Genomic DNA, 24,455 nt, shown 5'->3' on the forward strand with positions numbered 1-24,455 from the left:
CGAGCGGGGCAGCTCCCGAGCCCCCCGTGCCGGTGACGCGGGCCACCGGCACGGGGTCCCTAGGCTGTCGGTCGTGCCGAAGCTGCAGTTGCTCCCCGCCGTCGACGTCGCCGACGGCCAGGCCGTCCGACTCGTGCAGGGGGAGGCCGGCAGCGAGACGTCCTACGGCGACCCGCTGGACGCCGCTCTGCAGTGGCAGCGGGACGGCGCCGAGTGGGTGCACCTGGTCGACCTCGACGCCGCCTTCGGCCGCGGCAGCAACCGCGAGCTGCTGGCCCGCGTGGTCGGCCAGCTGGACGTCGACGTCGAGCTCTCCGGCGGGATCCGGGACGACGAGTCGCTGGCCGCGGCCCTGGCCACCGGCTGCCGCCGGGTCAACCTCGGGACCGCCGCGCTGGAGTCGCCCGAGTGGTGCGCCCGTGCCATCGCCGAGCACGGCGACCGCATCGCCGTGGGCCTCGACGTCCGCGGCACCCGGCTGGCCGCCCGCGGCTGGACCCGCGAGGGCGGCGAGCTCTACGAGACCCTCGCCCGTCTCGACGCCGAGGGCTGCGCCCGCTACGTGGTCACCGACATCACCAAGGACGGCACGCTGCGCGGCCCCAACCTCGACCTGCTGCGCGAGGTCTGCGCCGCCACCCCGCGCCCGGTCGTCGCCTCCGGCGGGGTGAGCTCGCTCGACGACATCAGCGCGCTGGCCGGCCTGACCCCGGTCGGCGTCGAGGGTGCCATCGTCGGCAAGGCCCTGTACGCCGGCGCGTTCACGCTGCCCGAGGCGCTGCGGGTGGCCTCGGGGGAGGACGCGTGAGCGTCGTGCGGTTCGGGTCCGACGCGCCCTGGGAGGCCGTCGTCGGTTACAGCCGCGTCGTCGTCCACGGCGACATGGCCTGGGTCAGCGGCACGACCGCCACCGTCGACGGCGCCGTCGTCCACCCGGGCGACGCCGGGGCGCAGATGCGCCAGGCGCTGGCCAACCTCGCCGAGGCGCTGGAGCGGGCGGGCTTCACCGTCGCCGACGTCGTGCGCACCCGGATGTTCGTCACCGACATCTCCCGCTGGGAGGAGGTCGGCCGGGCCCACGGGGAGGTGTTCGGCGACATCCGCCCGGCGACCTCGATGGTGCAGGTCGCCGCGCTCATCGACCCGGCCATGCTGGTCGAGGTCGAGGCCGACGCGGTCCGGAGGACGCCGGCATGAGCCTGGCCGTGCGCGTGATCCCCTGCCTGGACGTCGACGCCGGACGGGTGGTCAAGGGCGTCAACTTCGTCGACCTGCGGGACGCCGGTGACCCGGTGGAGATGGCCCGCGTCTACGACGCCGAGGGCGCCGACGAGCTGACCTTCCTCGACATCACCGCCAGCTCCGGCGACCGGGAGACCACCTACGACGTCGTCCGCCGCACCGCGGAGAGCGTGTTCATCCCCCTCACCGTCGGCGGCGGGGTGCGGTCGGTGACCGACGTGGACCGGCTGCTGCGCGCCGGCGCGGACAAGGTCGCGGTCAACACCGCTGCTGTCGCCCGGCCGGAGCTGATCAGCGAGATCAGCGACCGCTTCGGCAACCAGGTGCTCGTGCTCTCCCTCGACGCCCGCCGCTGCCGCGACGGCGCGGTCACCGACTCCGGCTTCGAGATCACCACGCACGGCGGGCGGCGCGGCACCGGCCGGGACGCCGTGGAGTGGGTCGTGCGGGCCGCCGAACTCGGCGTCGGCGAGGTGCTGCTCAACTCCATGGACGCCGACGGCACCGAGGCCGGCTTCGACCTCGAGCTGATCCGCGCGGTGCGCCGCGAGGTCACCGTGCCGGTCATCGCCAGCGGCGGGGCGGGGGAGACCGCGCACTTCCCGCCCGCGGTCGAGGCCGGCGCGGACGCCGTGCTCGCCGCGACCGTCTTCCACTTCGGCAAGCTGCGCATCGGCGACGTCAAGGCCGCACTCGGGGACGCCGGCGTCCCCGTCCGCCGGGAGACCGACCACCCGCTGCGGTGACACCGTCGTCCTGGGGGAGGACACCGCGTCCCGGGCACCCCCTCCGAGCTCGCGGGGACGGGGAGGACGGGGTCGTCCTCCCTCAGCTCACCTCGACGCGGGCGACGTCCCCGCGCCCGCTGGCCCACAGCAGCAGCTCCAGCGGCTCGCCCTCCACGACCGTCTCCGGCGTGCCGCCGCCGTAGCGGCGCTCCACCCCGGGCGCGTCGCTGCGGCGCAGCACCAGCGCCCCCGGCACCCGCCCGGCGGCGACACGGCCGAAGAAGACGACGTTGCCCCAGAGCCGGTCCTGCGCCCCCTTCGGGAGCGCGCGGGGCGCCCAGCCCGGCTGGGCCCGGCGGACGTCCTCGTGGTGGATGGCGTACTCGGCCGTGTCGACCACCTCGGCCACCGGTGGCCACGCGGCCGGCAGCCACCGCGGCGGCCCGGAGCGCACGCGGGCCACCAGGTCGGCGTAGCGGGTGCCGGCGCGGAGGCGGTCCTCCACGCGGTGGGACCAGGCGGCGAACGGCCGGCCGATCGGCGTCGCCTCCAGCGCGAAGCCGGGCGTGGTGTCCGGACGGCGGTCCCGCGTGACGAGGTGCGCGGCCAGGTGCGCCGTCGTCCAGCCCTCGCAGCAGGTCGGCGCGTCGGGTCCCAGCTCCTCGAGCAGGTCGGCGAGCGCCGCGCGCTCGCGCTCGGCCAGCAGTCGGGAAGAGGAGGTCACCGGGCGGGGTTACCGACTGGGCGGCCCCGGGAAACGGCGCGCTTCCCTTAGCGCGTCTAAGTACAGTCGGTACGCCGCCCCGCACGACCACCGAGGAGACCTGTGCCCCGCCGCCGAGACGCCGTCGTCCGGCGAGGGATGCGCCACGTCGGACGCGCGATCGTCGAGCAGCCGGGCATGTTCGCGCTGGCCTTCCTGGCCAGCACCCTCTACGGCGGGATGACCGTCGCCAGCGCCTACGTGCTCGGCGAGGTCGTCGACCGCGTCGTCCTCCCGGCCCTGGACGACGGCGTCACCTCCGCCGGCGCGCTCGCCCTCGCGGGGGCCGCCATCCTGGGGGTCGCCGTCCTCAAGATCCTCGGCATCCTCGGCCGGCGGCTGTTCGCCGGCGTGATGGGCTACCGGCTGCAGGCCGACTACCGCCGCCGGGTCACCGGCCAGTACCTGCGGCTGCCGCTGTCCTGGCACCAGCGCCACCCGACCGGGCAGCTGCTGTCCAACGCCAACTCCGACGTCGAGGCGGCCTGGTTCTTCGTCGCGCCGCTGCCCTTCGCCTGCGGCGCGGTCGTGATGATCGGCATCACCGTGGTCGCCCTGGTCGCCACCGACCCGTGGCTGGCGCTGGTCGGCCTGGTCGTCTTCCCGCTGGTGTTCGTGGTCAACGCCGTCTACTCGCAGGCGATGAGCCCGCGGATGCGGCGGGCCCAGCAGCTGCGCGCCGAGGTCAGCGAGATCGCCCACGAGAGCTTCGACGCCGCCCTGGTCGTGAAGACCCTCGGCCGGGAGGACGTCGAGACCCGCCGGTTCACCGAGCGCGCCGAGGAGCTGCGCGACGGGCTGATCGCGGTCGGCCGGGTGCGCGGGCTGTTCGACCCGCTGATGGAGGCGCTGCCCAACCTCGGCACCCTGGCCGTGCTGCTCATCGGCGCCGGCCGCGTCGTCGACGGCGCCACCGGTGCCGGCGACCTGGTCTCCATCGCCTACCTGTTCACGGTGCTCGCGCTGCCCATCCGGGCCATCGGCTGGGTGCTGGCCGACCTGCCGCGCGCCCTCGCCGGCTTCGACCGGGTGACGCCGGTGCTCGACGCCACCGGCGAGACGCCCCACGGCGCCGAGGTCGCCGCGGCGGGCACGGGCGGTGCGGGGCTGGGCGTGCGTGCGGTCGACTACGGCTTCGAGGGCGCGGCCCGCCCCACGCTGTCGGGCGTGACCTTCGACGTCGCGCCGGGCAGCACGGTCGCCGTCGTCGGGCCGACCGGCTCGGGCAAGTCGACGCTGGCCGGGCTGCTGGTGCGGCTGGTGGACCCGGGCACCGGCGAGGTCCTGCTCGACGGGGTCGACCTGCGTGCGCTGCGGGAGGGCGAGGTCAGCACGCAGGCGGCGTTCGTCCCGCAGGGCACCTTCCTGTTCGACGACACGGTGCGCGGCAACGTCACCCTCGGGGCCGACGTCCCCGACGAGGAGGTCTGGGAAGCGCTCCGGGTCGCCGCCGTGGACGACGTCGTGCGCCGGCTGCCCGAGGGCCTCGACACCCGGGTGGGCGAGCGCGGCGCGACGCTGTCTGGTGGGCAGCGGCAGCGGATCGCGCTGGCGCGTGCGGTGGTCCGCCGCCCGCGCCTGCTGGTGCTCGACGACGCGACCAGCGCCGTCGACCCCGCCGTCGAGGCGCGCATCCTCGACTCCCTGCGCAGCCATCCCGCCGACCGTGCCGAGCGGCCCTCGACCGTCGTCGTGGTCGCCTACCGGCAGGCCACCATCGCGCTCGCCGACGAGGTCGTCTGGCTCGAGGGTGGGCGGGTGCTCGCCCGCGGCAGCCACGAGGAGCTGCTGGCCGAGGTCCCCGGCTACGCGGCGCTGGTGCGGGCCTACGCGCAGACGGAGGTCGCGGCATGAGCACCACGGTGGCCGCCCTCGACGAGCGGCACCGCGAGGAGGGCGCGTTCGCCACCCTGCGCCGCGGCCTGCGGATGATGCCGGAGTTCCGCCGCGGCCTGCCGGCCACCTTCGCCCTGGCCCTCGTGGCCACCGCCGGGCGGGTGGTCGTGCCCATCGCCGTCCAGCAGGTCATCGACCGCGGCCTGGCCGGCCCCGGCGGCCCGGACCTCGACCTCGTGCGCACCGTCGTCCTGCTGTGCGCCGTGGTCGTGCTGCTGACCGCCGTGGCGGTCTACCGGATGAACGTCCGGCTGTTCCGGACGACGGAGACCGCGCTGGCCGGGCTGCGTGCGCGGGCGTTCCGGCACGTGCACGACCTCTCGGTGCTGCACCAGCAGGGGCAGCGCCGCGGCTCGCTGGTCTCCCGGGTCACCAGCGACGTCGACCAGCTGTCCACCTTCATGCAGTGGGGCGGCGTCCTGGGCGTGGTCAGCCTCGGGCAGCTGCTGGTGGCCACCGTGGTCATGGCGGTCTACTCCTGGCAGCTGACCCTCGTGGTGCTGCTGTGCTTCGTCCCGCTGGCGATCGCCGTCCGCTTCTTCGCCGCGCGGCTGGCCGTCGTCTACGGGGTCGTCCGCGAGCGGGTCGGCGACGTGCTGGCCGCGGTCTCGGAATCCGTCGTCGGCGCCTCGACCGTGCGCGCCTACGGCATCCGCGAGCGCACCGCCGCCCGCCTCGACCGGGCCATCCACCGGCACTACCGGGCGCAGGTGCGCGCGCAGCGGACGACGGCGGCGGTCTTCGTCAGCGGCGAGTTCGTGGCCGCCGTCGCCAACGTCGCGGTGGTCGTCGTCGGCGTCCTGCTCGGCCTCGACGGCGACCTGACCCCCGGCACCCTGGTCGCGTTCCTCTTCCTCGTCACGCTCTTCGTCGCGCCGGTGCAGACCGCCAGCGAGGTGCTCAACGAGGCGCAGAACGCCATCGCCGGGTTCCGCCGGGTGCTCGACGTGCTGGAGACCGAGCCCGACGTCCGCGACCCCGCGGTGGCCGACTCGGCCACCGCGCGGGAGCTGCCCCACACCCCGCTGGGCGTGCGATTCGAGCACGTGACCTTCCGCTACGCGCCCGGGGGGCGCCCGGCGCTGGTCGACGTCGACCTGCACATCGCACCGCGCCGCCGCGTGGCCGTCGTGGGCGAGACCGGCTCGGGCAAGACGACGTTCGCCAAGCTGGTCACCCGGCTGATGGACCCCACCGAGGGCCGCGTGCTCCTCGGCGACGACGACGCCGGCTGGGTCCTGCTGGACCGGGTCGCGTTCGCCTCGCTGCGCCAGCGGGTGGTGATGGTGCCCCAGGACGGCTTCCTGTTCGACGCCACCGTCGCCGACAACGTGCGCTACGGCCGGCCGGGGCTGACCGACGACGACGTGCGCACCGCCCTCGAGGAGCTGGGCCTGGGCGACTGGGTGGCCGGGCTGGCCGAGGGCGTCGCCACGCGGGTCGGCCAGCGCGGGGAGTCGCTGTCGGCGGGGGAGCGGCAGCTGGTCGCCGTCGCCCGCGCCTACGTCGCCGACCCCGACCTGCTCGTCCTCGACGAGGCCACCAGCGCCGTCGACCCGGCCACCGAGCGGCGGCTCACCCACGCGCTCGACCGCCTCACCGACGGCCGGACGACGCTGACCATCGCGCACCGGCTCTCCACCGCCGAGCGGGCCGACGAGGTGCTCGTCGTGGACGCCGGCCGGGTGGTCCAGCGCGGGTCGCACGCCGAGCTGGTGGACGCCGAGGGTCCCTACGCGCGGCTGCACGCCTCCTGGCGCCGCTCCTCCGCGGACGAGCCCCAGCCGGCCGGCTGAGGGGGAGATCCACCGGCCGCCCGGGCAGGTCCGGGAACGAGGGCCTACGCGCCCGGACGGGTGTGGATGGAGACGGCTGCGTGGCCCACCGCTCCGGCCACGGCGCGGGTGAAGTGGTCCAGGGCGGCCCGATCGAGCGTGTCGAGCCGGTCACGTCCGGTGTGGTAGTGCGGGTCGAACGGACGGCCGGCACGCCCACCCCAGCGCCGGGCCTGCTTGCGGGTCTTGTCCTCCCTGTCCCCGGCCCAGACGCCGGCTGACGGGATGCCGGCGTCGATGAACGGCGCGTAGTCCGACTCACGGTCCAGCGGGACGGTCCTCGCCACGACCCCCGTCGCGGCGAGCTGCTCGACCAGGAGGCACACCACCTGCGCCGAGCCGGGCGGGCCGTGTTCGGCAGGGGACCTCCCCTCACCACCCAGCACGAAGTACCCGGGGTTCGGTGACGCCAGCATGTCCAGGTTGAGGTACAGCAGGATGTCGTCGCGTTGTGCGCGGGACAGCGTGTCGACGTAGTGGGTCGACCCCACCATGTCGTCCTCCTCCGAACCCCAGAAGGCGAAGCGGACCGCGTTGCGGACGGGCGGTGACCCGCCCAGCCGAGTGGCGATCTCCAGCAGGGCGGCAACCCCGGAGCCGTTGTCGTTGATCCCGGGCCCCTTCCTCACCGAGTCCAGGTGGGCCCCGAGCATGACGACCCGTCGCACGTCTCCCGTCCGGGTCTGGGCGATGACGTTGCGGCAGCAGGTCTCCCCGTCCCGCCGCCGCCGCTTCGGCAGCGGGTACGCGGGGGTGCTGACGTCGTGGCCGGCGGCGGAGAGGATCCCGGCCACGTAGTGGACGCTCGCCTCGTACCCGGGGCCGGGGCAGGCGCGGTTGCCCCCGTTGCCGTCGGCGATCCGCTGCAACACCAGGAGGTGTTCGACGGCGCCCGCGCCGGTGGCCGTGGCCCGGAGCCGCCGTTCCAGGACGACGTCCGCCAGAGGCGAGCACGGCTCCACCGAGATCTCGGGCAGCTGATCGGGCACCGCGAACGGGGTGCGTCCGGCCTCCGCGTCCCCTCGTGGGGGAGCGGTGGTGCGGCGCGAGGACTCGCCCGCGGACCGCTGCCGCGACGACCGCCCCCGGCCTTGCCGGGCGGTGAGCTCCCGGTCTGTGTTCTCGACATCCACGGCGTACCCCCGGAGCGGGAAGGTGGGCGACGACGGCGCCTGCTCCGCGGTGGCGCGGGCAGGCCCCCCATACCGGCCGTCAGCGTCGGCCGGGTGTGCAGGCGGTCACCCCGTCCGCGTCGTCGGTCGGTGTGGCACCGGTGGGACGTCGACGCCGAGGGGACGCCCACGCGGAGGCGGGATCCCGGGGTCCGCGGCGGCGCCGACCCCGGCCGCAGGGGGCGAGGGCGCACCAACTGGTGGAGCCGCGCTCGGTCCCACTGCTGCAGTGAGCACACGAGCCGGGTTCCCCGCCCAGTGCTCGCCGGGTCCGACCTGCTCGCCCTTCATCAGGAAGGCGTCGGCCTCCAGGACGGCGCCGGGTCCCATCGTCACGCCGTAGTGGACGAAGGCTGCCGGCCCGATGGTGCATCCGGCGCCGATCTCGATGTGGTCGGTCTTGAAGACACCGTTCTCCATGGAGTGCCCTTGGATGACGCTCGCCTCGTTCAGGGTGCAGTCGTCACCGATGCGGGTCAGCGACCGTTCGATGACGATCGCTCCGTCGTCGAACACCCGGCGGCCCACCCTGACCCGGAACGCTCGCCAGACGAGGGGCTTGAGCGGCGTGCCGTTGAAGGCGTGGGCGATCAAGTACCCGGGGACCTTCCAGTACCGCTCGTGCCGCCAGTACCGGCGGTCGTAGATGGAGCAGAAGAGCGGCCGCAGGGGCGGGAACATGCGGTCGACGAGCGCCCAGTAGAGGATGAGCACGGCCGGCGCAGCGACCAGGGCGGCCACGACCGTGACCGGCTCCCAGGCCGGCGGCACGCTCAGGGCCGCGTTCCAGAGCGAGACGACGACGACGACCGGCACCCAGCGGACGAGCAGGAAGTGACCCGCCGTCCGGGCGTTGTACCAGGCCTTGGCCCTGAGGGCCGCCCTCAGGGATCCCCAACCGGCCAGGCCGTCGGGCAGGCGGTCCCGCTCGACCGAGCGTGGGATCTCGAACGGCGGAGAGCCGAGGAGGCCGACGTCCTGCCGCACCGGCCCGTCGACCGGGACGTGCACCTTGGTCGCCAGCAGACAGTTCTCCCCGGTCCGTGCGCCCGCGGGGTAGACGACGTTGTTCCCCACGAAGCAACGCGCGCCCACAGCTGCCCGCCGCACCCGGAAGGAGGTCCCGGAGAACTCGGCGTTGTTCATCGAGAACCCATCCGACACCATCGTGCCGCTTCCCACGACGCTCAGGCTCGGGACGTCCTGCGCGACCCCCATCCCGAAGTTCGAGCCCGTCTGCTCGACCGGGGAGAGCTGCCAGCCCAGCCCGCGCAGCCAGTGGACGATCGCCGAGCTGTCACCGAACAGGGCCGCGTGGGTCTTCACGTTCGTCACCCGGGCGACCGTGCGCTGGACCGCCCAGCGCCATCCGTAGAGGCGGAAGACGCGGTCCGCCGGCAGGCACCGCCGCAACGAGCGCGGAACGACCACTGCCAGCAGCATGCTCCCGACGACGACGCCCCAGAACACCACCGAGGACGTCCACACCCCGTGCCAGAGGAGGCCGGGGAGGCTGCGCTCGGACGCCCAGTCGTGAGCCGCAGCCGGCAGGACGAAGGTGGCCACCAGGATCACCAGCGGCGTGTGGACGAACACCGCCACCGCCAGCTGCAGGGCGCCGTAGAGGGCCCGGCGGACGGGCCCGCAGCGAGCAGCGTCCAGCGGGCGTGGGGGGCGCTCCGACGGTTCGGCCGGCGTGCCGAGCCAGCGTTGTCCGGCCGGGACCGACTGCCCTGCGTTCAAGCTCGAGGCATGGGCCAGCTCGGCACCGTCTCCGAGGGTGCTGTACACGTCCAGCACGCTCGACTCGGCGACGACGGCGTCCCGACCGATGCTGACCGGCCCGATCTCGACGACCCCGCCCACCACCCGGTAGCCGTTGAGGTGGGTGTTCTTCTGGAGCACGGCTCCGGTGCCGATGGTCAACAGGTCCGTGCAGACCGGGACGTGCGAGGTGAGCACCAGCGCCCCGGGGCCCACGCGGGCACCGAGCGCCCGGAGGTAGAGCACGTTGAGCGGGGAGCCGTGGAACAACACGAGCGGGCTCATGCGCACCAGCCGCTTGACCACCCAGAACCGCAGGTACTTCATGCTCCACACCGGGAACCGCTCCGCCCGCCACCTCCCGATGAGGAGCCACTTGGCGGCGATCGGCAGCAGGCAGGCGCCGAGGAAGACCGCCCCGCCGAGGACGACGGCGCGTTCGTAGGTCGGCAGGAAGCCGTCCGGGTGGGTGATCCACTCGTTGCTCCCCGCCACAACCGCAGCGATGAGGGACGCCCACGCCAGGAACACCAGGAGCTGCAGGGCGCCGCAGGCCACGTGCTGGTGTCGCGCGGCCCGTGTCGCTGGGGGTTCTTCCGAGGACACGACCGCGGTCGGTGGGCCCGAGACCCGTCGCACGGCCAGGACGGCGGCGAGCCGGCGGACGGTCGGGTGCTGGTAGACGTCCTTGGTGGCGACTGCCGGGAGGTCGTCGCGTTCACGGATCTTCGCGCAGATCCTCGCCAGGAGGAGCGAGTCGGCACCGAGGTCGTCGAAGAGGTTGCTGGTCACCGAGATCCCGGGCGCTCCGAGGACTGCGCCCACCACGTCCGCGAGGGCCTCCTCGAGGGGGTTCTCCGGTGCCGTGCACGGCCCGTGGTCGGACAGTCGACGGGGCCCCCGGGGGGGTGGCAGCGCCTTCCGGTCGGCCTTGTCACTCGTGGTCATCGGGATGACCGGCAGCTCCTCCAGGTACGCGGGGACCATGTACATCGGGAGACGCCCGCGCAGGCGGGTGTAGGCAGCGCTGACGTCCAGCGACGCCGTCCCGCCGCGCAGCGTGTAGTAGCCGACGAGCTCCACCGTTCCCGGCGCCGGCTCGTAGGTCGACACCACGGCCTGTGCCACGCCGGGCAGCTGCAGCAGGACCGACTCGATCTCGGTCAGCTCGATGCGGTAGCCGCGGATCTTGACCTGGGTGTCGATCCGGCCGTGGTACTCGACCTCGCCGTCGACGATGCAACCCAGGTCACCGGTCCGGTACAGGCGACCCGACGGGTTGTCCGGCAGCCCCACGCGGTCGGGGACGAACGCTCGTTCGGTGAGGTCGGGCCGGTTGAGATAGCCCGTCGCTAGGCCGACGCCGGCGATGGCGATCTCGCCCAGTCGGCCCGGCGGCAGCGCTGCCTCCCCGTCGGGATCGAGGACCGTCACGGAGTACCCGGGCAGAGGGCTGCCGAGGGTAACCGGCCGGTCGGGGTCGACGACCGACAGGGTGGCCGTGACCGTCGTCTCGGTGGGCCCGTAGGTGTTGAGGAAGCGGCGGCCGGGACGGTGCCAGCGCGCGACCAGGTCCTGCGGGCAGGCCTCACCGGACACCAGCAGGAAGCGCACCGCCGGGAGGTCGTCGTCGAGGGTCGCGAGCAACGTGGGCACGCAGCACAGGGCGGTGACCCTGCGATCGGTGAGGAACTCGTGCAGGTCGGCCCCCAGGAGGCTGCCCCCCGGCGGACGGGGCACCAGGGTCGCACCGACCGCCCAGGCCACCCAGATCTCCTCGACGGAGAAGTCGAAGGCGATGGTCAGGCCCTGGTACACCCGGTCGTCCGGACGGACCCCGTAGACCTCCGCGGCCACGCCCACGAAGTGGCAGATCGCCGAGTGGTCGATCATCACGCCCTTGGGCCGCCCGGTCGTCCCCGACGTGTACACGACGTAGCACAGGTCGTCGTCCTGCTGCGGGGCGTCCGGCTCCGTCCCCGTCGGCTCGGGGCGTCGGTCGTCCTCGGCGGCGAGATCGCCGGCGTCGCCGGCGTCGTCGTCGAGACACAGGACCGGCACGGGGAGGCCGTCGAGTCGGCCACGGGCACCGGCCGTCGTCACGACGAGCCCCACGCCGGCGTCCTCGGCGATGTAGGAGATCCGATCAGCGGGGAAGGCCAGGTCCAGGGGGACGTACGCCGCGCCCGCCTTCAGGACGGCGAGCAGGGCGGTGTAGGTGGCCACGGGTTCGTCGCAGAGGAGGGCGACGCGGGAACCCGGTGCCACCCCTCGCCGGCGAAGGAGGTGGGCCAGACGGTTGGCCCGGACGTCGAGCTCGACGTAGCTGAGCCGCTGGTCACCGGCGTCGACGGCCAGCTGGTCGGAGCGCCCCGCGGCGGCGAGCGCGTCGACCTGCCGCTCGAAGACCTGCTCCAGCCGTTCCCCGGGCCGCCAGCGGTGCCCGGCCGGGCCGAGCTCGCCGACCAGGACCGCCTGGTCCCGCACCGGCCCGTGTCCGCCGATCGACTGCGCCACCGCCGTCTGCGGGGCGTCACCCGGCTCCGGAGCACGGTGTCGCCCGCCCCCCGAGGCCTGGTGACGCCCGACTCCCGCGGTCCGGTGACGCCCGACCTCCGGGGCCCGGTGACGCCCGACCCCGGTCGATGACCTTCTCATCACCGATGGGGCGGCTGGGTGCGGGGCGACGGGATCCCCGCGCCGGCGCCGGGAGCACGGCCGTTCCCGGAAGGCGCAGTCGGCATGCCGTCGATCGCCTCGCGCAGGCTGGTCGCGAGGATCTCGCACGCCAGGTCGACGGTCTCCGCCGTGACGTTCAGCGGGGGCAGCATGCGCACCACGCAGTCGTCCCGTCCGCCGCACTCGAGGATCAGCCCGTGCCGCAGCGCGCGGTGCTGGACGTCCCGGGCGAGCTGCCCCGCGGGGTGGCCGGTCACGGGATCGGCGAGCTCGACGCCCCACATCAGGCCGACGCCCCGGATCTCCCGGACGTGGGGGAGGTCCTGGAGCGGGGCCAGCAGCCGGTCGATCTGCAGACCGCGCTCGCGCACGTTGCGCAGGACCTCGTCGCGGCGCACGACCCGGACCATCTCGGCACCTGCGGCGAAGGCCAGCTGGTTGCCGCGGAACGTGCCGGTGTGCGCACCGGGGGCCCACGTGTCGAGCCGCCGGTCGTAGATGATGAGCGCGACCGGCTGCCCGATGCCGCTGAGTCCCTTGGACGTCACGATGACGTCGGGCTCGATCCCGTACTGCTCGAAGGCGTACCAGGTCCCTGTCCGGCCACACCCCGTCTGGACCTCGTCCACGACGAGGGGGATGTCCAGGGCGCGGGTGAGTTCCCGGACCCGCCGGGCGAAGTCCACCGTCGCCGGGATGACGCCGCCCTCGCCCTGGACCAGCTCGAGGATGACGGCGGCCGGGAGGGGGATCCCCCCGTTGCTGTCCGCCAGCGCGCGCTCGAGGTACGCGATGCAGTTGGTGGTGCACCTGTCGGGGGTCAACTCCACGGGGCAGCGGCCGCAGTAGGAGAACGGGAAGAAGTGGATCCCCGGGACACCGTTGCGGACCGGGCTCTTCTGCTCGACCAGGCCGGTGACCGCCATGGCCGCGTGACTGCTGCCGTGGAACCCGCCCTGGAAGGAGATGACGTCGCCTCGTCCGGTCGCGGTCTTGCACAGCTTGAGGGCCGCGTCCACGGCGTTGGCCCCGGTGGGGCCGCAGAAGTGGACACGCATCCGGTCACGCATGGAGTCCGGGAGCATCTCCAGCTGGGCGTCGGTGAAGGCGTCCTTCGCCGGCGTGGGGAAGTCCAGTCCGTGGACGTGCCGGCCGAGCTGCTCGACGACGGCCTGCACCAGGTCCGGGTGGTTGTGGCCCAGGGAGAGCACGCCTGCTCCCGCGAGGAAGTCGATGTACACGTTGCCGTCGAGATCGCGGACGTGGCTGCCGGCCGCCTCGGCGATCGCGATCGGGAGGTGCCGGGGATAGGTGCGAGCGCGGGACTCGCGCTGCTCCTGGCGGGCGAGCAGTTCGGCCGACCGGGGCCCGGGCAGCGCGCCGCGGACGTGCGGTTGCTCATCGGCGAGGCCCGGCGTGACGGTGGCGCGAGTGTTGGGTCGGTCCGTCGGCTCGGCGGAGCCCACGGAGCGGGCGTCGGAGCGGATCGGCTGCGTCGAGGTGTCGGTCATCGTCCTGGTTCCTCTGTCTCGGGATACGGGTGTCGCTCGATTCGTCCTTCGTGTCTCCGTGGGTCCACGGCTGCGGAGCGGGGGTGGGTCCGAGGCGTGGGCCGTGGGGGTCCGGCAGGGGAGTCGTCCCACGCGTGAGGCCGCCGTCAGCAGGCCGTGCGCTCCGGGTGAGGAGCCGGCCGATGCCGGCGGACGGACCTCGTGAGGGGTGGTCGACGTGGCCGCCCGGCCCTGCCTGACAGCGTCCTCATCACGCTCTCCGCGATGAGTCCGGCGGATCGTTCAGCGGAGTGGTCAATGGAGGCGGCCACCGTTCAGGGCACGCCCGACACGTGTCAACGCCCCGTTGCGCTTGAATCGGTTCCGGAACAGCACATATGTGTGTCGGGACAGCGTGTGTCCACGGCGTGTCGCACGGTGCGGTCGCCCCCAGTGGTGCACCCGCAGGACGGCGACGGGATGCGGACGGTGAGTGAGCGGAGGCCTAGCCTGCGGGCGTGGCCACTCCCCGCGACCGGGACCGTCCCGCAGCCGACCTCCCGCCGCCGGATGCGCGCATGCCGCCGCTCGCCCTCGTCGCCGTGGTCCTCGGCCTCGTCGGCGCGCTGCCGCCGGCCTTCCTCGCCGTCATGGCCGTCGCGCTCGGCGGGCTCACCGCCGACGCCGGGCCCGACCCGTGGACCTACCTGCTGCTGCTCGCGCCGGTGCTGCAGGTGCTCGGTGCCCTCTTGCTGCTGGCCCGCCGCAGCTGGCTGCTGCTGGTGCTCGCGGTCGTGCCGGTGGCGGTCCTGACCGGCGCCGTGGTCTGGGCCGCCACCGCCACGGAGGACGTCGGAAGCACGGGCTGGCCGCTGCTGCTCCTGGTGGCCCCGGTGCTCGCCGCGGTGCTGGCGGCCACCCCGCGGGTGCGCCGCTGGGTGGCCGGTCGGCCGCGCCGCACCCGCTGACGACGTCCAGCCGGCGCCCGGGCGGCCGACCTACGCTGCCGGCCATGGCAACGTCCTCCTCCCGCAGCAGGGCGGCGGCACGCCGCTCGCCGCGGGCGGCACCCCGCCGGCAGCAGACGCCACCCACGCCCGCCGGGCGGCCGGTCCTCGCGCCCTTCGCCGCCGTCTTCGGCGTCCTGGTCGCAGTCGAGTACCTGTGGCTGGCCTGGCTGCTGCGCGATCCGGAGGTGGCGATCCCGTGGTTCGTCGTCGTCCCCGTGGCGCTGGCCGTGCTCGCCCTGGCCGGCGCGGCGCTCGTCCTCCTCGGGCGGGCGCGGGCGTGGCTGCTGCTGGCCGTCGTCAGCGTCGTCCTGGCGCTGTGCCTGCTGGGCACCGCCGTCCTCTTCGGCGCCCTCGGCCTGGGCGCGGTGGCGGGTCAGGCGCTGCTCCTGCTGGTGGGGCCGGTCGGCTGCCTGGCGCTCGCCGTCCGCCGTCCGGTGCGGGAGTGGACGCACCCCGCCCGGGCGACGCGACCGGCCGAGCGGGACCACCGGACGCAGCGCACCCGCTAGCGTCCACTCCGTGACCGACACCGACGTCGTCGTGGTGGGGGCGGGGCTGGCCGGGCTGGTCGCCGCCGCGGAGCTGGCCGATGCGGGCAAGCGGGTGGTGCTGCTCGACCAGGAGCCGGAGCAGTCCCTCGGCGGGCAGGCCTGGTGGTCCTTCGGCGGCCTGTTCCTCGTCGACTCGCCCGAGCAGCGCCGGCTGCGGGTACGCGACTCGCTCGAGCTGGCCCGGCAGGACTGGTTCGGCACCGCCTCCTTCGACCGCGCGGAGGACCACTGGCCGCGCCGGTGGGCCGAGGCCTACCTGCAGTTCGCCGCGGGTGAGAAGCGCGCGTGGCTGCGCGAGCAGGGCGTCGGGTTCTTCCCGGTGGTCGGTTGGGCCGAGCGCGGTGGGTACACCGCCACGGGCCACGGCAACTCGGTGCCGCGCTTCCACATCGTCTGGGGCACCGGCCCGGGCATCGTCGAGCCCTTCGCCCGCCGCGTCCGGGCAGCGGCCGACCGCGGCGTGCTGCAGCTGCTGTTCCGCCACCGCGTCGACGAGCTCGTGGTCAGCGGCGGCACGGTCACCGGCGTCCGCGGCACCGTCCTGGCGCCCAGCGACGTCGCACGCGGCGAGGCCAGCTCCCGGACCGCGGCGGGCGAGTTCGAGGTGGCAGCAGCCGCCGTCGTCGTCACCTCCGGCGGCATCGGCGGCAACCACGACATGGTCCGGCAGAACTGGCCCGCCCGCCTGGGCCCCGCGCCGCAGCGGCTGCTCTCCGGCGTCCCGGCGCACGTCGACGGGCGGATGCTGCAGGCCACCGAGGCCGCCGGCGGGAACCTCATCAACCGCGACCGGATGTGGCACTACACCGAGGGCATCGCCAACCACTCGCCGGTCTGGCAGCGGCACGGCATCCGGATCCTGCCGGGGCCCTCGTCCCTGTGGCTCGACGCGACCGGCAGGCGCCTGCCGGTGCCGCTGTTCCCCGGCTTCGACACCCTCGGCACGCTCGCGCACATCGGGCAGACCGGGCACGAGCACACCTGGTTCGTCGCCACGCACAAGATCGTGGAGAAGGAGTTCGCCCTGTCGGGGTCCGAGCAGAACCCCGACCTGACGGGCAGGGACGTCAAGCTGCTGCTGGGCCGGGTCAGGGCCGGCGTCGCCGCCCCGGTGCAGGCCTTCCTCGACAAGGGGGAGGACTTCGTCGTCGCCCGGACCCTGCCCGAGCTGGTCGCCGGGATGAACCGGGTCACCGGCGGCACCCCCGAGCTGCGGCTGGCCGACGTCGAGCGGGAGGTCGTCGCCCGCGACCGCGAGGTCGCCCACCCCTTCACCAAGGACCTGCAGGTCACCGCGATCCGGGGCGCGCGCACCTACCTCGGCGACAAGCTGATCCGGGTGGCTCCGCCGCACCGGCTGCTCGATCCCGAGGCCGGGCCGCTGGTCGCCGTCCGGCTCAACCTGATCACCCGCAAGACCCTCGGCGGGTTGGAGACCGACCTCTCCGGCCGCGTGCTGCGGCCCGGCGGCGAGGTCTTCCCCGGCCTCTACGCCGCCGGCGAGGTCGCGGGCTTCGGTGGCGGCGGCATGCACGGCTACCGCTCGCTGGAGGGCACCTTCCTCGGCGGCTGCCTGTTCTCCGGCCGGGTCGCCGGCCGGGCGCTCGCGGCGACGCTGTGAGCCCCCACCCGAGCCCCTGGTCGGACCCCGCGACGGAGACCGAGCCCAGCGCCCCCTATGCCGGGCCGCCACCGACGACGAGGCCGTCCTGGCCGGCACCCGGCTGGCACCCGCCGGCGGCGTACGGGACGGCGTGGCCGCCACCCTGGCCCCAGGCGCCCGCGCGCCCGCAACGGCCTGGGCAGGTGATCGCCGCCGCGGTGCTCGCCTTCGTCCAAGCCGCGGGGGTGGCCCTGGCCAGTGCCTACGTCCAGCTGCTCGGGACGGTCTTCACGATGGCCTCCGGTGAGCCCGGGTTCCCGGGCGACGCCGCCGCCCTGGCCGCCGAGGCCGGCGTGCTCGCCGTCGTGCAACTGGTCTCGGTGGTCGTCCTGGTGGCCGCCGGGGTCCTGGCGCTCACCAGCCGCCGCCCGCTCGCCCGCTGGACGCTGGGAGTCGCGTCCGCCCTGCAGCTGGCGCTGGCCGCCTACTGGGCGGCACGCCTCCTGGGCGCGTTCGACTCGACGTCGGGGCTGCTGCTGTTCCTCGTCCTGTGCTTCGCCGCGGCACCGGCCGCCGCGCTGGGGCTGTCGTCGGGCCGCCCCGCCCGGGCGTGGTTCGGCGGCGACCCCGCCTGGGGGACCTCCCCGCACCGGTGACCCGGCCGGCGGGCGGCGGGTGGGACGATCGGGCGCATGTCCGCCGTCCCCGCCGAAGAGTCCGCCCTGGACCCCGCGGTCGCCGCAGCGCTGAGCCGCGACCCCGCCGGGCTCGTCGCCGCCGTCGTCCAGCAGCACGACACCGGCGAGGTGCTCATGGTCGCCTGGATGGACGACGAGGCGCTGCACCGCACCCTCACCACCGGCCGGGCCACCTACTGGTCACGCAGCCGGCGCGAGTACTGGGTGAAGGGGGAGACCTCCGGGCACCGCCAGTGGGTCCGCGACGTCCGCCTGGACTGCGACGGCGACGCGCTGCTGGTCCTCGTCGACCAGGAGGGCCCGGCCTGCCACACCGGCGAGCGCTCCTGCTTCCACCGCGACCTGGAGGTCACCCGTGCGGCTCGGTGAGACCACCCCGTCCCGGGAGGAGGCCGCCGCCCTCGACCGGGCGGGTGGGTCCGGGGTCATGGTGCCGGTCACCCGGCGGCTGCTCGCCGACGGCGAGACCGCGGTCGGCATCTACCGCAAGCTCGCCGGGAACCGGCCGGGCACGGTGCTGCTCGAGTCCGCCGAGCAGGGCAAGCAGTGGAGCCGGTACAGCTTCGTCGGCGTGCGCAGCGCCGGGGTGCTCACCGAGCGGGACGGCACCGCGCTGTGGCTGGGGGAGGAGCTCCCCGGCCTGACCGACGACCTGCCCGGGGACCCGCTGGCCGCCGTCCGGACGCTGGCCCGCCGGCTGCGCTCGCCGCGCCGGCCCGACCTGCCCCGGCTGACCGGTGGCCTGGTCGGCTACCTCGGCTACGACGTCGTCCGGCGGTTGGAGCGGCTGCCGGTCACCGCCGTCGACGACCTCGGCATGCCCGAGCTCGCGCTCATGCTGGTCACCGACCTCGCGGTGCTCGACCACCACGACGGCACGGTGCTGCTCATCGCCAACGCGCTGCGCGGGTCGGAGGGCTACGACGACGCGGTGACGCGGCTCGACGCGATGGCCGCCGACCTGGCGAAGGCCGCGCCTCCCGGTGTGGCCACCTTCACCACGGCCGATCCGCCGCCGGTGCGGAGCAACATGGCGCCCGGGGTATTCGAGGACGGCGTGGAGCGCGTGCGCGAGCACATCCGCGCCGGCGACGCCTTCCAGGTGGTCCTCTCCCAGCGCTTCGAGGTGCCCACCGACGTCGAGGCGCTCGACCTCTACCGGGTGCTGCGGGCGACCAACCCGTCGCCGTACATGTACCTGCTGCGCTTCGCCGGGCGGGAGTCGCCGTTCGACGTCGTCGGCTCCTCGCCGGAGGCGCTGGTCACCGTGACCGGCAGCTCGGCCGTCGTCCACCCGCCGGCGGGCACCCGCCCGCGCGGTGCGACCCCCGAGGAGGACGCGCGGCTGGCCGAGGGCCTGCTCGCCGACCCCAAGGAGCGGGCCGAGCACGTGATGCTGGTCGACCTGGCCCGCAACGACCTGGGCCGGGTCTGCGTGCCCGGCACGGTCGAGGTGCCCGACTTCATGCGGATCGAGCACTACAGCCACGTCATGCACCTCGTGTCGACCGTGGCCGGCGAGGTCGCCCCGCGGTGGGACGCCCTCGACGTCTTCGACGCGACCTTCCCCGCGGGCACCGTCTCCGGGGCGCCCAAGCCTCGGGCGATGGAGATCATCGAGTCGCTGGAGCCGACGCGGCGGGCGCTGTACGCGGGCACCGTCGGCTACGTCGACGCCAGCGGCGACCTGGACATGGCCATCGCCATCCGGACGGCGGTGCTCCACCAGGGGCGCGCCTACGTGCAGGCCGGCGCCGGTGTGGTCGCCGACAGCGACCCGGCGACCGAGGAGGCCGAGACCCGGCACAAGGCGCGCGCGGTGCTCTCGGCGATCGCGACGGCGGAGGGGATGCGGGAGCTCCCGTGAGCGAGCAGGGGCGGGAGCCCGTCATCGAGGGAGGATCGCCGGTGCCCCGCGGAAGCGGACCGTGCGCACCGTGAGCGACCGCCGCGAGATGGCCGCGGCGGTCGTCGGGCTGGCAGCGGCCGGGGCCCTGGCGGTGTCCACCGGCGGCCAGACCTGGCTGACGGCGACCGCCGGGCGTCCCGCGCCCCTGCCACCGGTCACCGAGCAGCTCACCGGCTCCGCGCTCGCGCCGCTGGTCCCGGCCGGCGGGCTGGTGCTGCTGGCGGCCGCGGTCGCGCTGGTCGCGGTCCGGGGCGCCGGCCGGGTGCTCGTCGGGTTGCTGGCCGCGGTCGCCGGGGGAGTGCTCGGCTGGTCGGGGCTGCGCACGCTGGGGACCGACGGGGACGCCGCGGCGGCGGGAGTGGTCGGCAGCGGGACGCCGGGCAGCACGCTGACGACAGAGGTCTCCGCCGCCTGGCCGGCACTCGCCCTCGTGGCCGGTCTGCTCGCGGTGGCGGCCGGCCTGCTCACCGTCCTGCGCGGCCGCACCTGGCCGGGCATGGGACGCCGGTACGAGCGCACCGCCGCGGCTCCGGCCGCCGCCCGCCGGCGGACCGACGACGACCGCGCGCTCGACGCCTGGCGCGCCCTCGACCGCGGCGAGGACCCGACAGAGGGCACGACGGAACTCCGCTGAGTACCCGGGACCACCTGGTCCACACCCCCGTCCGGGGTGTCCGCGCGCCCCCGCAGGTGGTGCGCCAGGCCGCCGCCTCTAGAGTGGGTCCACGGATCGCAGGCCCGTTCCGGGCCGCGCCCGGTGGGTGGCTCCGGTGGCCCGTGGGCGGTTGACGAGCAGCAGCGGGGAGGACTCGTGTCCGTGCTCGACGAGATCGTCGCCGGCGTCCGTGAGGACCTGGCGGCACGCGAGGCGACCACCCCGCTGGCGGAGGTCAAGGCCGCCGCGCGGGACGCGCGCCCGCCCCTCGACGCCCTCGCGGCGCTGCGCGCGCCCGGTGTCGGCGTCATCGCCGAGGTGAAGCGGCAGAGCCCCTCCAAGGGCGCGCTGGCCGACATCCCCGACCCCGCGGTGCTGGCCCGTCAGTACGCCGACGGCGGCGCCCGGGTGATCAGCGTGCTGACCGAGCGGCGCCGGTTCGGGGGCGGACACGCCGACCTCGCCGCCGTCCGCGCGGCCGTCGACGTCCCGGTGCTGTGCAAGGACTTCGTCGTCACCAGCTACCAGGTGCACGAGGCGCGGGCCCACGGCGCCGACGTCGTCCTGCTGATCGTCGCCGCGCTGGAGCAGAACGCGCTGGTCGGCCTGCTGGAGCGGGTCGAGTCGCTGGGCATGACCGCGCTGGTCGAGGTGCACACCGAGGCCGAGGCCGACCGCGCCCTCGCCGCGGGTGCCGCGGTGATCGGCGTGAACGCCCGCGACCTGACCACCCTGCAGGTCGACCGCTCCACCTTCGAGCGCATCGCGCCCGGGCTGCCGTCGGGGGTCGTGAAGGTCGCCGAGTCCGGCGTCCGCGGGCCGCACGACCTGATCTCCTACGCCGCGGCCGGCGCCGACGCCGTGCTCGTCGGCGAGGGCCTGGTCACCGCGGGCGACGCCCGCCAGGCGGTCGCGGACCTGGTCACCGCCGGCGCGCACCCGGCCACCCCGCACACCCCCCGCTGAAGAAGGACCCTCCTCCTCCCACCGCTCGCACGCTCGCGGTGGTCCCCTGCAGGAGGGCCGACCGGCGCGACGGCGACCGGAACCCGACCGGACCGGCGCGCCACCCCCTCCACCACCTGCGCTCGGGGACGCGGGACACTGGGGCCATGACCACCAGCGCCGTCTCCCCGCCGGAAACGCGACTCGAGCCGGCGCGCCCGAGCTGGCCCGACGCCACCGGCCACTTCGGGGTCTTCGGCGGCCGGTTCGTCCCCGAGGCGCTGATCGCCGCCCTCGACGAGCTGACCGAGGCCTACCGCGCGATGCGCGTCGACCCGGCCTTCGTCGAGGAGTTCGCCGCGCTGCAGCGCGACTACACCGGCCGGCCGAGCCCGATCACCGAGGTGCCGCGGTTCGCCGAGCACGCCGGCGGGGCGCGGGTCTGGCTCAAGCGCGAGGACCTCAACCACACCGGCTCGCACAAGATCAACAACGTGCTGGGGCAAGCGCTGCTGACCAGGCGGATCGGCAAGCAGCGGGTCATCGCCGAGACCGGGGCCGGGCAGCACGGCGTCGCGACCGCCACCGCCGCGGCGCTCATGGGGCTGTCCTGCACGATCTACATGGGCGAGGAGGACACCCGCCGGCAGGCGCTCAACGTCGCCCGGATGCGGCTGCTCGGCGCCGAGGTCGTCCCGGTCACCACCGGCTCGCGCACCCTCAAGGACGCGATCAACGAGGCCTTCCGCGACTGGGTCACCAACGTGGAAACGACGAACTACGTGTTCGGCACCGTCGCCGGCCCGCACCCGTTCCCGGAGATGGTCCGCGACTTCCAGCGGGTCATCGGCGACGAGGCGCGCGCCCAGGTGCTCGAGCGGGTGGGCCGGCTGCCCGACGCCGTCCTGGCCTGCGTGGGTGGCGGGTCGAACGCGATCGGCATCTTCACCGCCTTCGTCCCCGACGAGGGCGTCCGGCTGATCGGCCTGGAGGCCGGCGGCGACGGCGTGGACACCGGCCGGCACGCGGCCACCATCACCGGCGGGACGCCGGGCGTGCTGCACGGTGCCCGCTCCTACCTGCTGCAGGACGAGAACGGCCAGACGATCGAGTCGCACTCGATCAGCGCGGGCCTGGACTACCCGGGCGTGGGTCCCGAGCACTCCCACCTGCACGACATCGGCCGGGCCGAGTACCGGGCGGTCACCGACGCCGAGGCCATGGAGGCCTTCGCGCTGCTGTGCCGCACCGAGGGCATCATCCCGGCGATCGAGTCGGCGCACGCCCTCGCCGGGGCGCTCCGGCTCGGCAGGGAGCTGGGCTCGGACGCGCTGCTGCTGGTCAACCTGTCCGGCCGCGGCGACAAGGACGTCGAGACGGCATCGCGCTGGTTCGGCCTCGGCGACCGCGAGCACGTCGAGCCCGGCGCCGGCATGGACACCGACCAGCAGCCCACGGAGGGCGCGGTCACCTCCGGCGACGCGGTCGCCGGGCAGGACGCGGGGGAGTCGGCGTGAGCGCACTGGCCGAGGTCATCGGGAAGGCCAGAGCCGGGGGGCGCTCGGCGCTGGTCGCCTACCTGCCGGTCGGCTACCCGGACGTCGACGCCTCCATCGCGGCCATGCTGGCGGCGGTCGAGGGTGGGGCTGACGCCGGTGGGGTGGGTGGGGCTGACATCGTCGAGGTCGGGGTCCCCTACAGCGACCCCGGCATGGACGGCCCGGTCATCCAGCAGGCCGTCGACCCCGCGGTGCGCGCCGGCGTCGGCATGCGCGACGTGCTGCGCGCCGTCGAGGCGGTCGCCGCAGCCGGCGCGGTGCCGGTGGTGATGAGCTACTGGAACCCGATCGAGCGCTACGGCGTCTCGCGGTTCGCCGCCGACCTGGCCGCCGCCGGGGGAGCAGGGGCCATCACCCCCGACCTGATCCCCGACGAGGCCGGGGAGTGGCTGGCCGCGTCGGAGGCCTCCGACCTCGACCGGGTGTTCCTGGTTGCGCCGTCGTCCACCGACGCGCGCCTGGCCGCGACCGCCGCCGCCTGCCGCGGGTTCGTCTACGCCGCCTCCACGATGGGCGTCACCGGCACCCGGGCCACCGTCGGCGACGCCGCGGAGCGGCTGGTCGCCCGCACCCGCGCGGTCACCGACCTGCCGGTGTGCGTGGGTCTGGGCGTCTCGAACGGCGACCAGGCCGCCGAGGTCGCGGCCTTCGCCGACGGCGTCATCGTCGGGTCGGCCTACGTGCGGGAGCTGCTCGAGGGCCGGGGCGCCGACGGCGTGCGCCGGCTCTCGGAGGACCTCGCCGCGGGCGTGCGCCGTCCGGTGTCCGTCCGTTGACCGAGCTCGCGAGGTCACGAGTGGACACGACCGCGCCGCGCACGCGTCCGACGAGCGCCGGCGAGGAGGAGGCGTGAGCGTCCTCGCCGCGATCCCCAGTCCCACGCAGGGCGTGTGGGAGCTGGGCCCGCTGCCCATCCGGGCCTACGCGCTGTGCATCATCGCCGGCATCATCGCGGCTGTCGTGCTCACCGAGCGCCGCTGGGTCGCCCGAGGTGGGGCGAAGGGCGACGTCCTGGACATCGCCGTCTGGGCGGTGCCGTTCGGCATCGTCGGCGGCCGGCTCTACCACGTGGTCAGCAGCCCCCGGCCGTACTTCGGCGAGGGCGGCGACCCGCTGAGGGCCCTCGCCATCTGGGAGGGCGGCCTGGGCATCTGGGGCGCGATCGCCCTGGGCGGGGTCGGCGCCTGGATCGCCTGCCGCCGCCGGGGCATCCCGCTGCCGGCCTTCGCCGACGCCGCGGCGCCCGGGCTGCTCGTCGCCCAGGCCATCGGCCGGCTGGGCAACTGGTTCAACAACGAGCTCTACGGCCGCGCGACGGACCTGCCGTGGGCGCTGACGATCTACGACTGGACCGGCACCCGGGCGGTCATCGGCCCCGACGGCCGGCCGCTGGTGCTCGGCACGTTCCACCCGACCTTCCTCTACGAGCTGCTGTGGAACCTGGCCGCAGCGGCGGTCGTGGTGTGGGCCGACCGGCGCTTCCGGCTCAGCCACGGGCGGGCCTTCGCGCTGTACGTCGCCCTCTACTGCGCCGGCCGGCTGTGGATCGAGCTGCTGCGCACCGACCCGGCGGAGACCTTCCTCGGTGTCCGGCTCAACGTCTTCACCGCCGTCATCGTGGGTCTGCTCGCGGTGGCGTACCTGGTCTGGCAGCGCGGCCGGCCGCGTGAGGTGATCACCCGCGGACGTGACGACGGCGACACCGCGCCGGCCCGCCGTCCCCGGGCGGAGTCCGCCACGGCCGCCGCCCCGGCCGCCGCGGAGCCCCGCGACGGCGAAGACGCAGGTGGCGACGGCGACCGGCGACATCCCGACGCCTGAGGACGACGCGCCGCACCCGAGGTCCATCCGTACGAGATCCGGGTTACGGCTGTGTACCCTTCTGCCAAGACCCCACAGTGATCCTGGCGGGGTCGCACGAGTCGGAACCGGGCCAGCGCCGCCCCGCGGACGACA

Annotated in this window: 20 protein-coding genes; 16 read left to right on the plus strand and 4 right to left on the minus strand. The window is 74.9% G+C overall.

Annotation, left to right across the window (positions count from 1 at the left end):
* The first annotated feature begins 73 nt into the window (after nt 1-73).
* The 3 genes from priA to hisF are packed head-to-tail and all read left to right on the plus strand — an operon-like array spanning nt 74 to nt 1,988.
* The gene (gene priA, locus ACWIX3_RS14190) at nt 74-808 is read left to right on the plus strand and encodes a bifunctional 1-(5-phosphoribosyl)-5-((5-phosphoribosylamino)methylideneamino)imidazole-4-carboxamide isomerase/phosphoribosylanthranilate isomerase PriA (protein WP_448607998.1); all 735 of its coding nucleotides are present in this window, start codon (nt 74-76) and stop codon (nt 806-808) included.
* Entirely contained in the window at nt 805-1,197 is a 393-nt protein-coding gene (locus ACWIX3_RS14195; protein WP_448607999.1) for a RidA family protein, read from the plus strand. The genes priA and ACWIX3_RS14195 overlap by 4 nt, the downstream gene beginning before the upstream one ends.
* On the plus strand, nt 1,194-1,988 hold the full coding sequence (hisF, locus tag ACWIX3_RS14200; RefSeq protein WP_448608000.1) for an imidazole glycerol phosphate synthase subunit HisF: 795 nt from the start codon (nt 1,194-1,196) through the stop codon (nt 1,986-1,988). Before ACWIX3_RS14195 ends, hisF begins: the two co-directional genes overlap by 4 nt.
* Nucleotides 1,989-2,070: 82 nt before the next feature.
* On the opposite strand, the gene ACWIX3_RS14205 is transcribed toward hisF, so the two are convergent.
* A complete protein-coding gene (locus ACWIX3_RS14205) occupies nt 2,071-2,694 on the minus strand; it encodes a TIGR03085 family metal-binding protein (protein ID WP_448608001.1) in 624 nt (207 codons plus the stop codon).
* Between the two features lie 102 nt (nt 2,695-2,796).
* Between ACWIX3_RS14205 and ACWIX3_RS14210 the strand changes: the two genes are divergently transcribed.
* Both ACWIX3_RS14210 and ACWIX3_RS14215 read left to right on the plus strand, forming a co-directional pair.
* The gene (locus ACWIX3_RS14210) at nt 2,797-4,587 is read left to right on the plus strand and encodes an ABC transporter ATP-binding protein (RefSeq protein WP_448608002.1); all 1,791 of its coding nucleotides are present in this window, start codon (nt 2,797-2,799) and stop codon (nt 4,585-4,587) included.
* Nucleotides 4,584-6,425, plus strand: a complete 1,842-nt coding sequence (locus ACWIX3_RS14215) for an ABC transporter ATP-binding protein (RefSeq protein WP_448608003.1) — start codon at nt 4,584-4,586, stop codon at nt 6,423-6,425. The genes ACWIX3_RS14210 and ACWIX3_RS14215 overlap by 4 nt, the downstream gene beginning before the upstream one ends.
* Before the next feature lie 44 nt (nt 6,426-6,469).
* On the opposite strand, the gene ACWIX3_RS14220 is transcribed toward ACWIX3_RS14215, so the two are convergent.
* The 3 genes from ACWIX3_RS14220 to ACWIX3_RS14230 form a co-directional block, all read right to left on the minus strand.
* Complete coding sequence (locus ACWIX3_RS14220) at nt 6,470-7,453, minus strand: M28 family peptidase (RefSeq protein ID WP_448608004.1); 984 nt, start codon at nt 7,451-7,453, stop codon at nt 6,470-6,472.
* 249 nt (nt 7,454-7,702) lie between these two features.
* Nucleotides 7,703-11,917, minus strand: coding sequence for a Pls/PosA family non-ribosomal peptide synthetase (locus ACWIX3_RS14225; protein ID WP_448608005.1), 4,215 nt, complete (start codon nt 11,915-11,917; stop codon nt 7,703-7,705).
* A 140-nt stretch (nt 11,918-12,057) separates the two neighbouring features.
* Nucleotides 12,058-13,590 (minus strand): aspartate aminotransferase family protein, encoded by a 1,533-nt coding sequence (locus tag ACWIX3_RS14230; protein ID WP_448608006.1) that lies wholly within the window; start codon nt 13,588-13,590, stop codon nt 12,058-12,060.
* A 497-nt stretch (nt 13,591-14,087) separates the two neighbouring features.
* Between ACWIX3_RS14230 and ACWIX3_RS14235 the strand changes: the two genes are divergently transcribed.
* From ACWIX3_RS14235 to lgt, 11 genes are all read left to right on the plus strand, one after another.
* Nucleotides 14,088-14,537 carry a hypothetical protein gene (locus tag ACWIX3_RS14235; protein ID WP_448608007.1) on the plus strand — a complete coding sequence of 150 codons (450 nt, stop codon included), beginning with the start codon at nt 14,088-14,090 and terminating at the stop codon, nt 14,535-14,537.
* Nucleotides 14,538-14,581: 44 nt separating this feature from the next.
* Nucleotides 14,582-15,088 (plus strand): hypothetical protein, encoded by a 507-nt coding sequence (locus tag ACWIX3_RS14240; protein ID WP_448608008.1) that lies wholly within the window; start codon nt 14,582-14,584, stop codon nt 15,086-15,088.
* Between the two features lie 10 nt (nt 15,089-15,098).
* The gene (locus tag ACWIX3_RS14245; RefSeq protein ID WP_448608009.1) at nt 15,099-16,751 is read left to right on the plus strand and encodes an FAD-binding dehydrogenase; all 1,653 of its coding nucleotides are present in this window, start codon (nt 15,099-15,101) and stop codon (nt 16,749-16,751) included.
* A gap of 185 nt (nt 16,752-16,936) precedes the next feature.
* Entirely contained in the window at nt 16,937-17,389 is a 453-nt protein-coding gene (locus ACWIX3_RS14250) for a hypothetical protein (RefSeq protein WP_448608010.1), read from the plus strand.
* A 36-nt stretch (nt 17,390-17,425) separates the two neighbouring features.
* Complete coding sequence (gene hisI, locus ACWIX3_RS14255; protein WP_448608011.1) at nt 17,426-17,800, plus strand: phosphoribosyl-AMP cyclohydrolase; 375 nt, start codon at nt 17,426-17,428, stop codon at nt 17,798-17,800.
* Nucleotides 17,787-19,298, plus strand: a complete 1,512-nt coding sequence (locus tag ACWIX3_RS14260) for an anthranilate synthase component I (protein WP_448608012.1) — start codon at nt 17,787-17,789, stop codon at nt 19,296-19,298. Before hisI ends, ACWIX3_RS14260 begins: the two co-directional genes overlap by 14 nt.
* Nucleotides 19,299-19,368: 70 nt before the next feature.
* A complete protein-coding gene (locus ACWIX3_RS14265; RefSeq protein WP_448608013.1) occupies nt 19,369-19,974 on the plus strand; it encodes a Trp biosynthesis-associated membrane protein in 606 nt (201 codons plus the stop codon).
* Between the two features lie 177 nt (nt 19,975-20,151).
* Nucleotides 20,152-20,961, plus strand: coding sequence for an indole-3-glycerol phosphate synthase TrpC (gene trpC / locus ACWIX3_RS14270; protein WP_448608014.1), 810 nt, complete (start codon nt 20,152-20,154; stop codon nt 20,959-20,961).
* A 146-nt stretch (nt 20,962-21,107) separates the two neighbouring features.
* Nucleotides 21,108-22,457 carry a tryptophan synthase subunit beta gene (gene trpB, locus ACWIX3_RS14275; protein WP_448608015.1) on the plus strand — a complete coding sequence of 450 codons (1,350 nt, stop codon included), beginning with the start codon at nt 21,108-21,110 and terminating at the stop codon, nt 22,455-22,457.
* Entirely contained in the window at nt 22,454-23,275 is an 822-nt protein-coding gene (gene trpA / locus ACWIX3_RS14280) for a tryptophan synthase subunit alpha (RefSeq protein ID WP_448608016.1), read from the plus strand. Before trpB ends, trpA begins: the two co-directional genes overlap by 4 nt.
* A 73-nt stretch (nt 23,276-23,348) precedes the next feature.
* The gene (gene lgt / locus ACWIX3_RS14285; RefSeq protein WP_448608017.1) at nt 23,349-24,320 is read left to right on the plus strand and encodes a prolipoprotein diacylglyceryl transferase; all 972 of its coding nucleotides are present in this window, start codon (nt 23,349-23,351) and stop codon (nt 24,318-24,320) included.
* The last annotated feature ends 135 nt before the right edge of the window (nt 24,321-24,455 follow it).

Source organism: Geodermatophilus sp. URMC 60 (genome assembly GCF_053502585.1).

Bases quoted from the DNA above. Each gene is read 5' to 3' on its own strand.
- hisF (WP_448608000.1), top strand. From the start codon at position 1,194: ATGAGCCTGGCCGTGCGCGTGATCCCCTGCCTGGACGTCGACGCCGGA.
- ACWIX3_RS14215 (WP_448608003.1), top strand. From the start codon at position 4,584: ATGAGCACCACGGTGGCCGCCCTCGACGAGCGGCACCGCGAGGAGGGC.
- ACWIX3_RS14230 (WP_448608006.1), bottom strand. From the start codon at position 13,590: ATGACCGACACCTCGACGCAGCCGATCCGCTCCGACGCCCGCTCCGTG.
- ACWIX3_RS14240 (WP_448608008.1), top strand. From the start codon at position 14,582: ATGGCAACGTCCTCCTCCCGCAGCAGGGCGGCGGCACGCCGCTCGCCG.
- hisI (WP_448608011.1), top strand. From the start codon at position 17,426: ATGTCCGCCGTCCCCGCCGAAGAGTCCGCCCTGGACCCCGCGGTCGCC.
- trpB (WP_448608015.1), top strand. From the start codon at position 21,108: ATGACCACCAGCGCCGTCTCCCCGCCGGAAACGCGACTCGAGCCGGCG.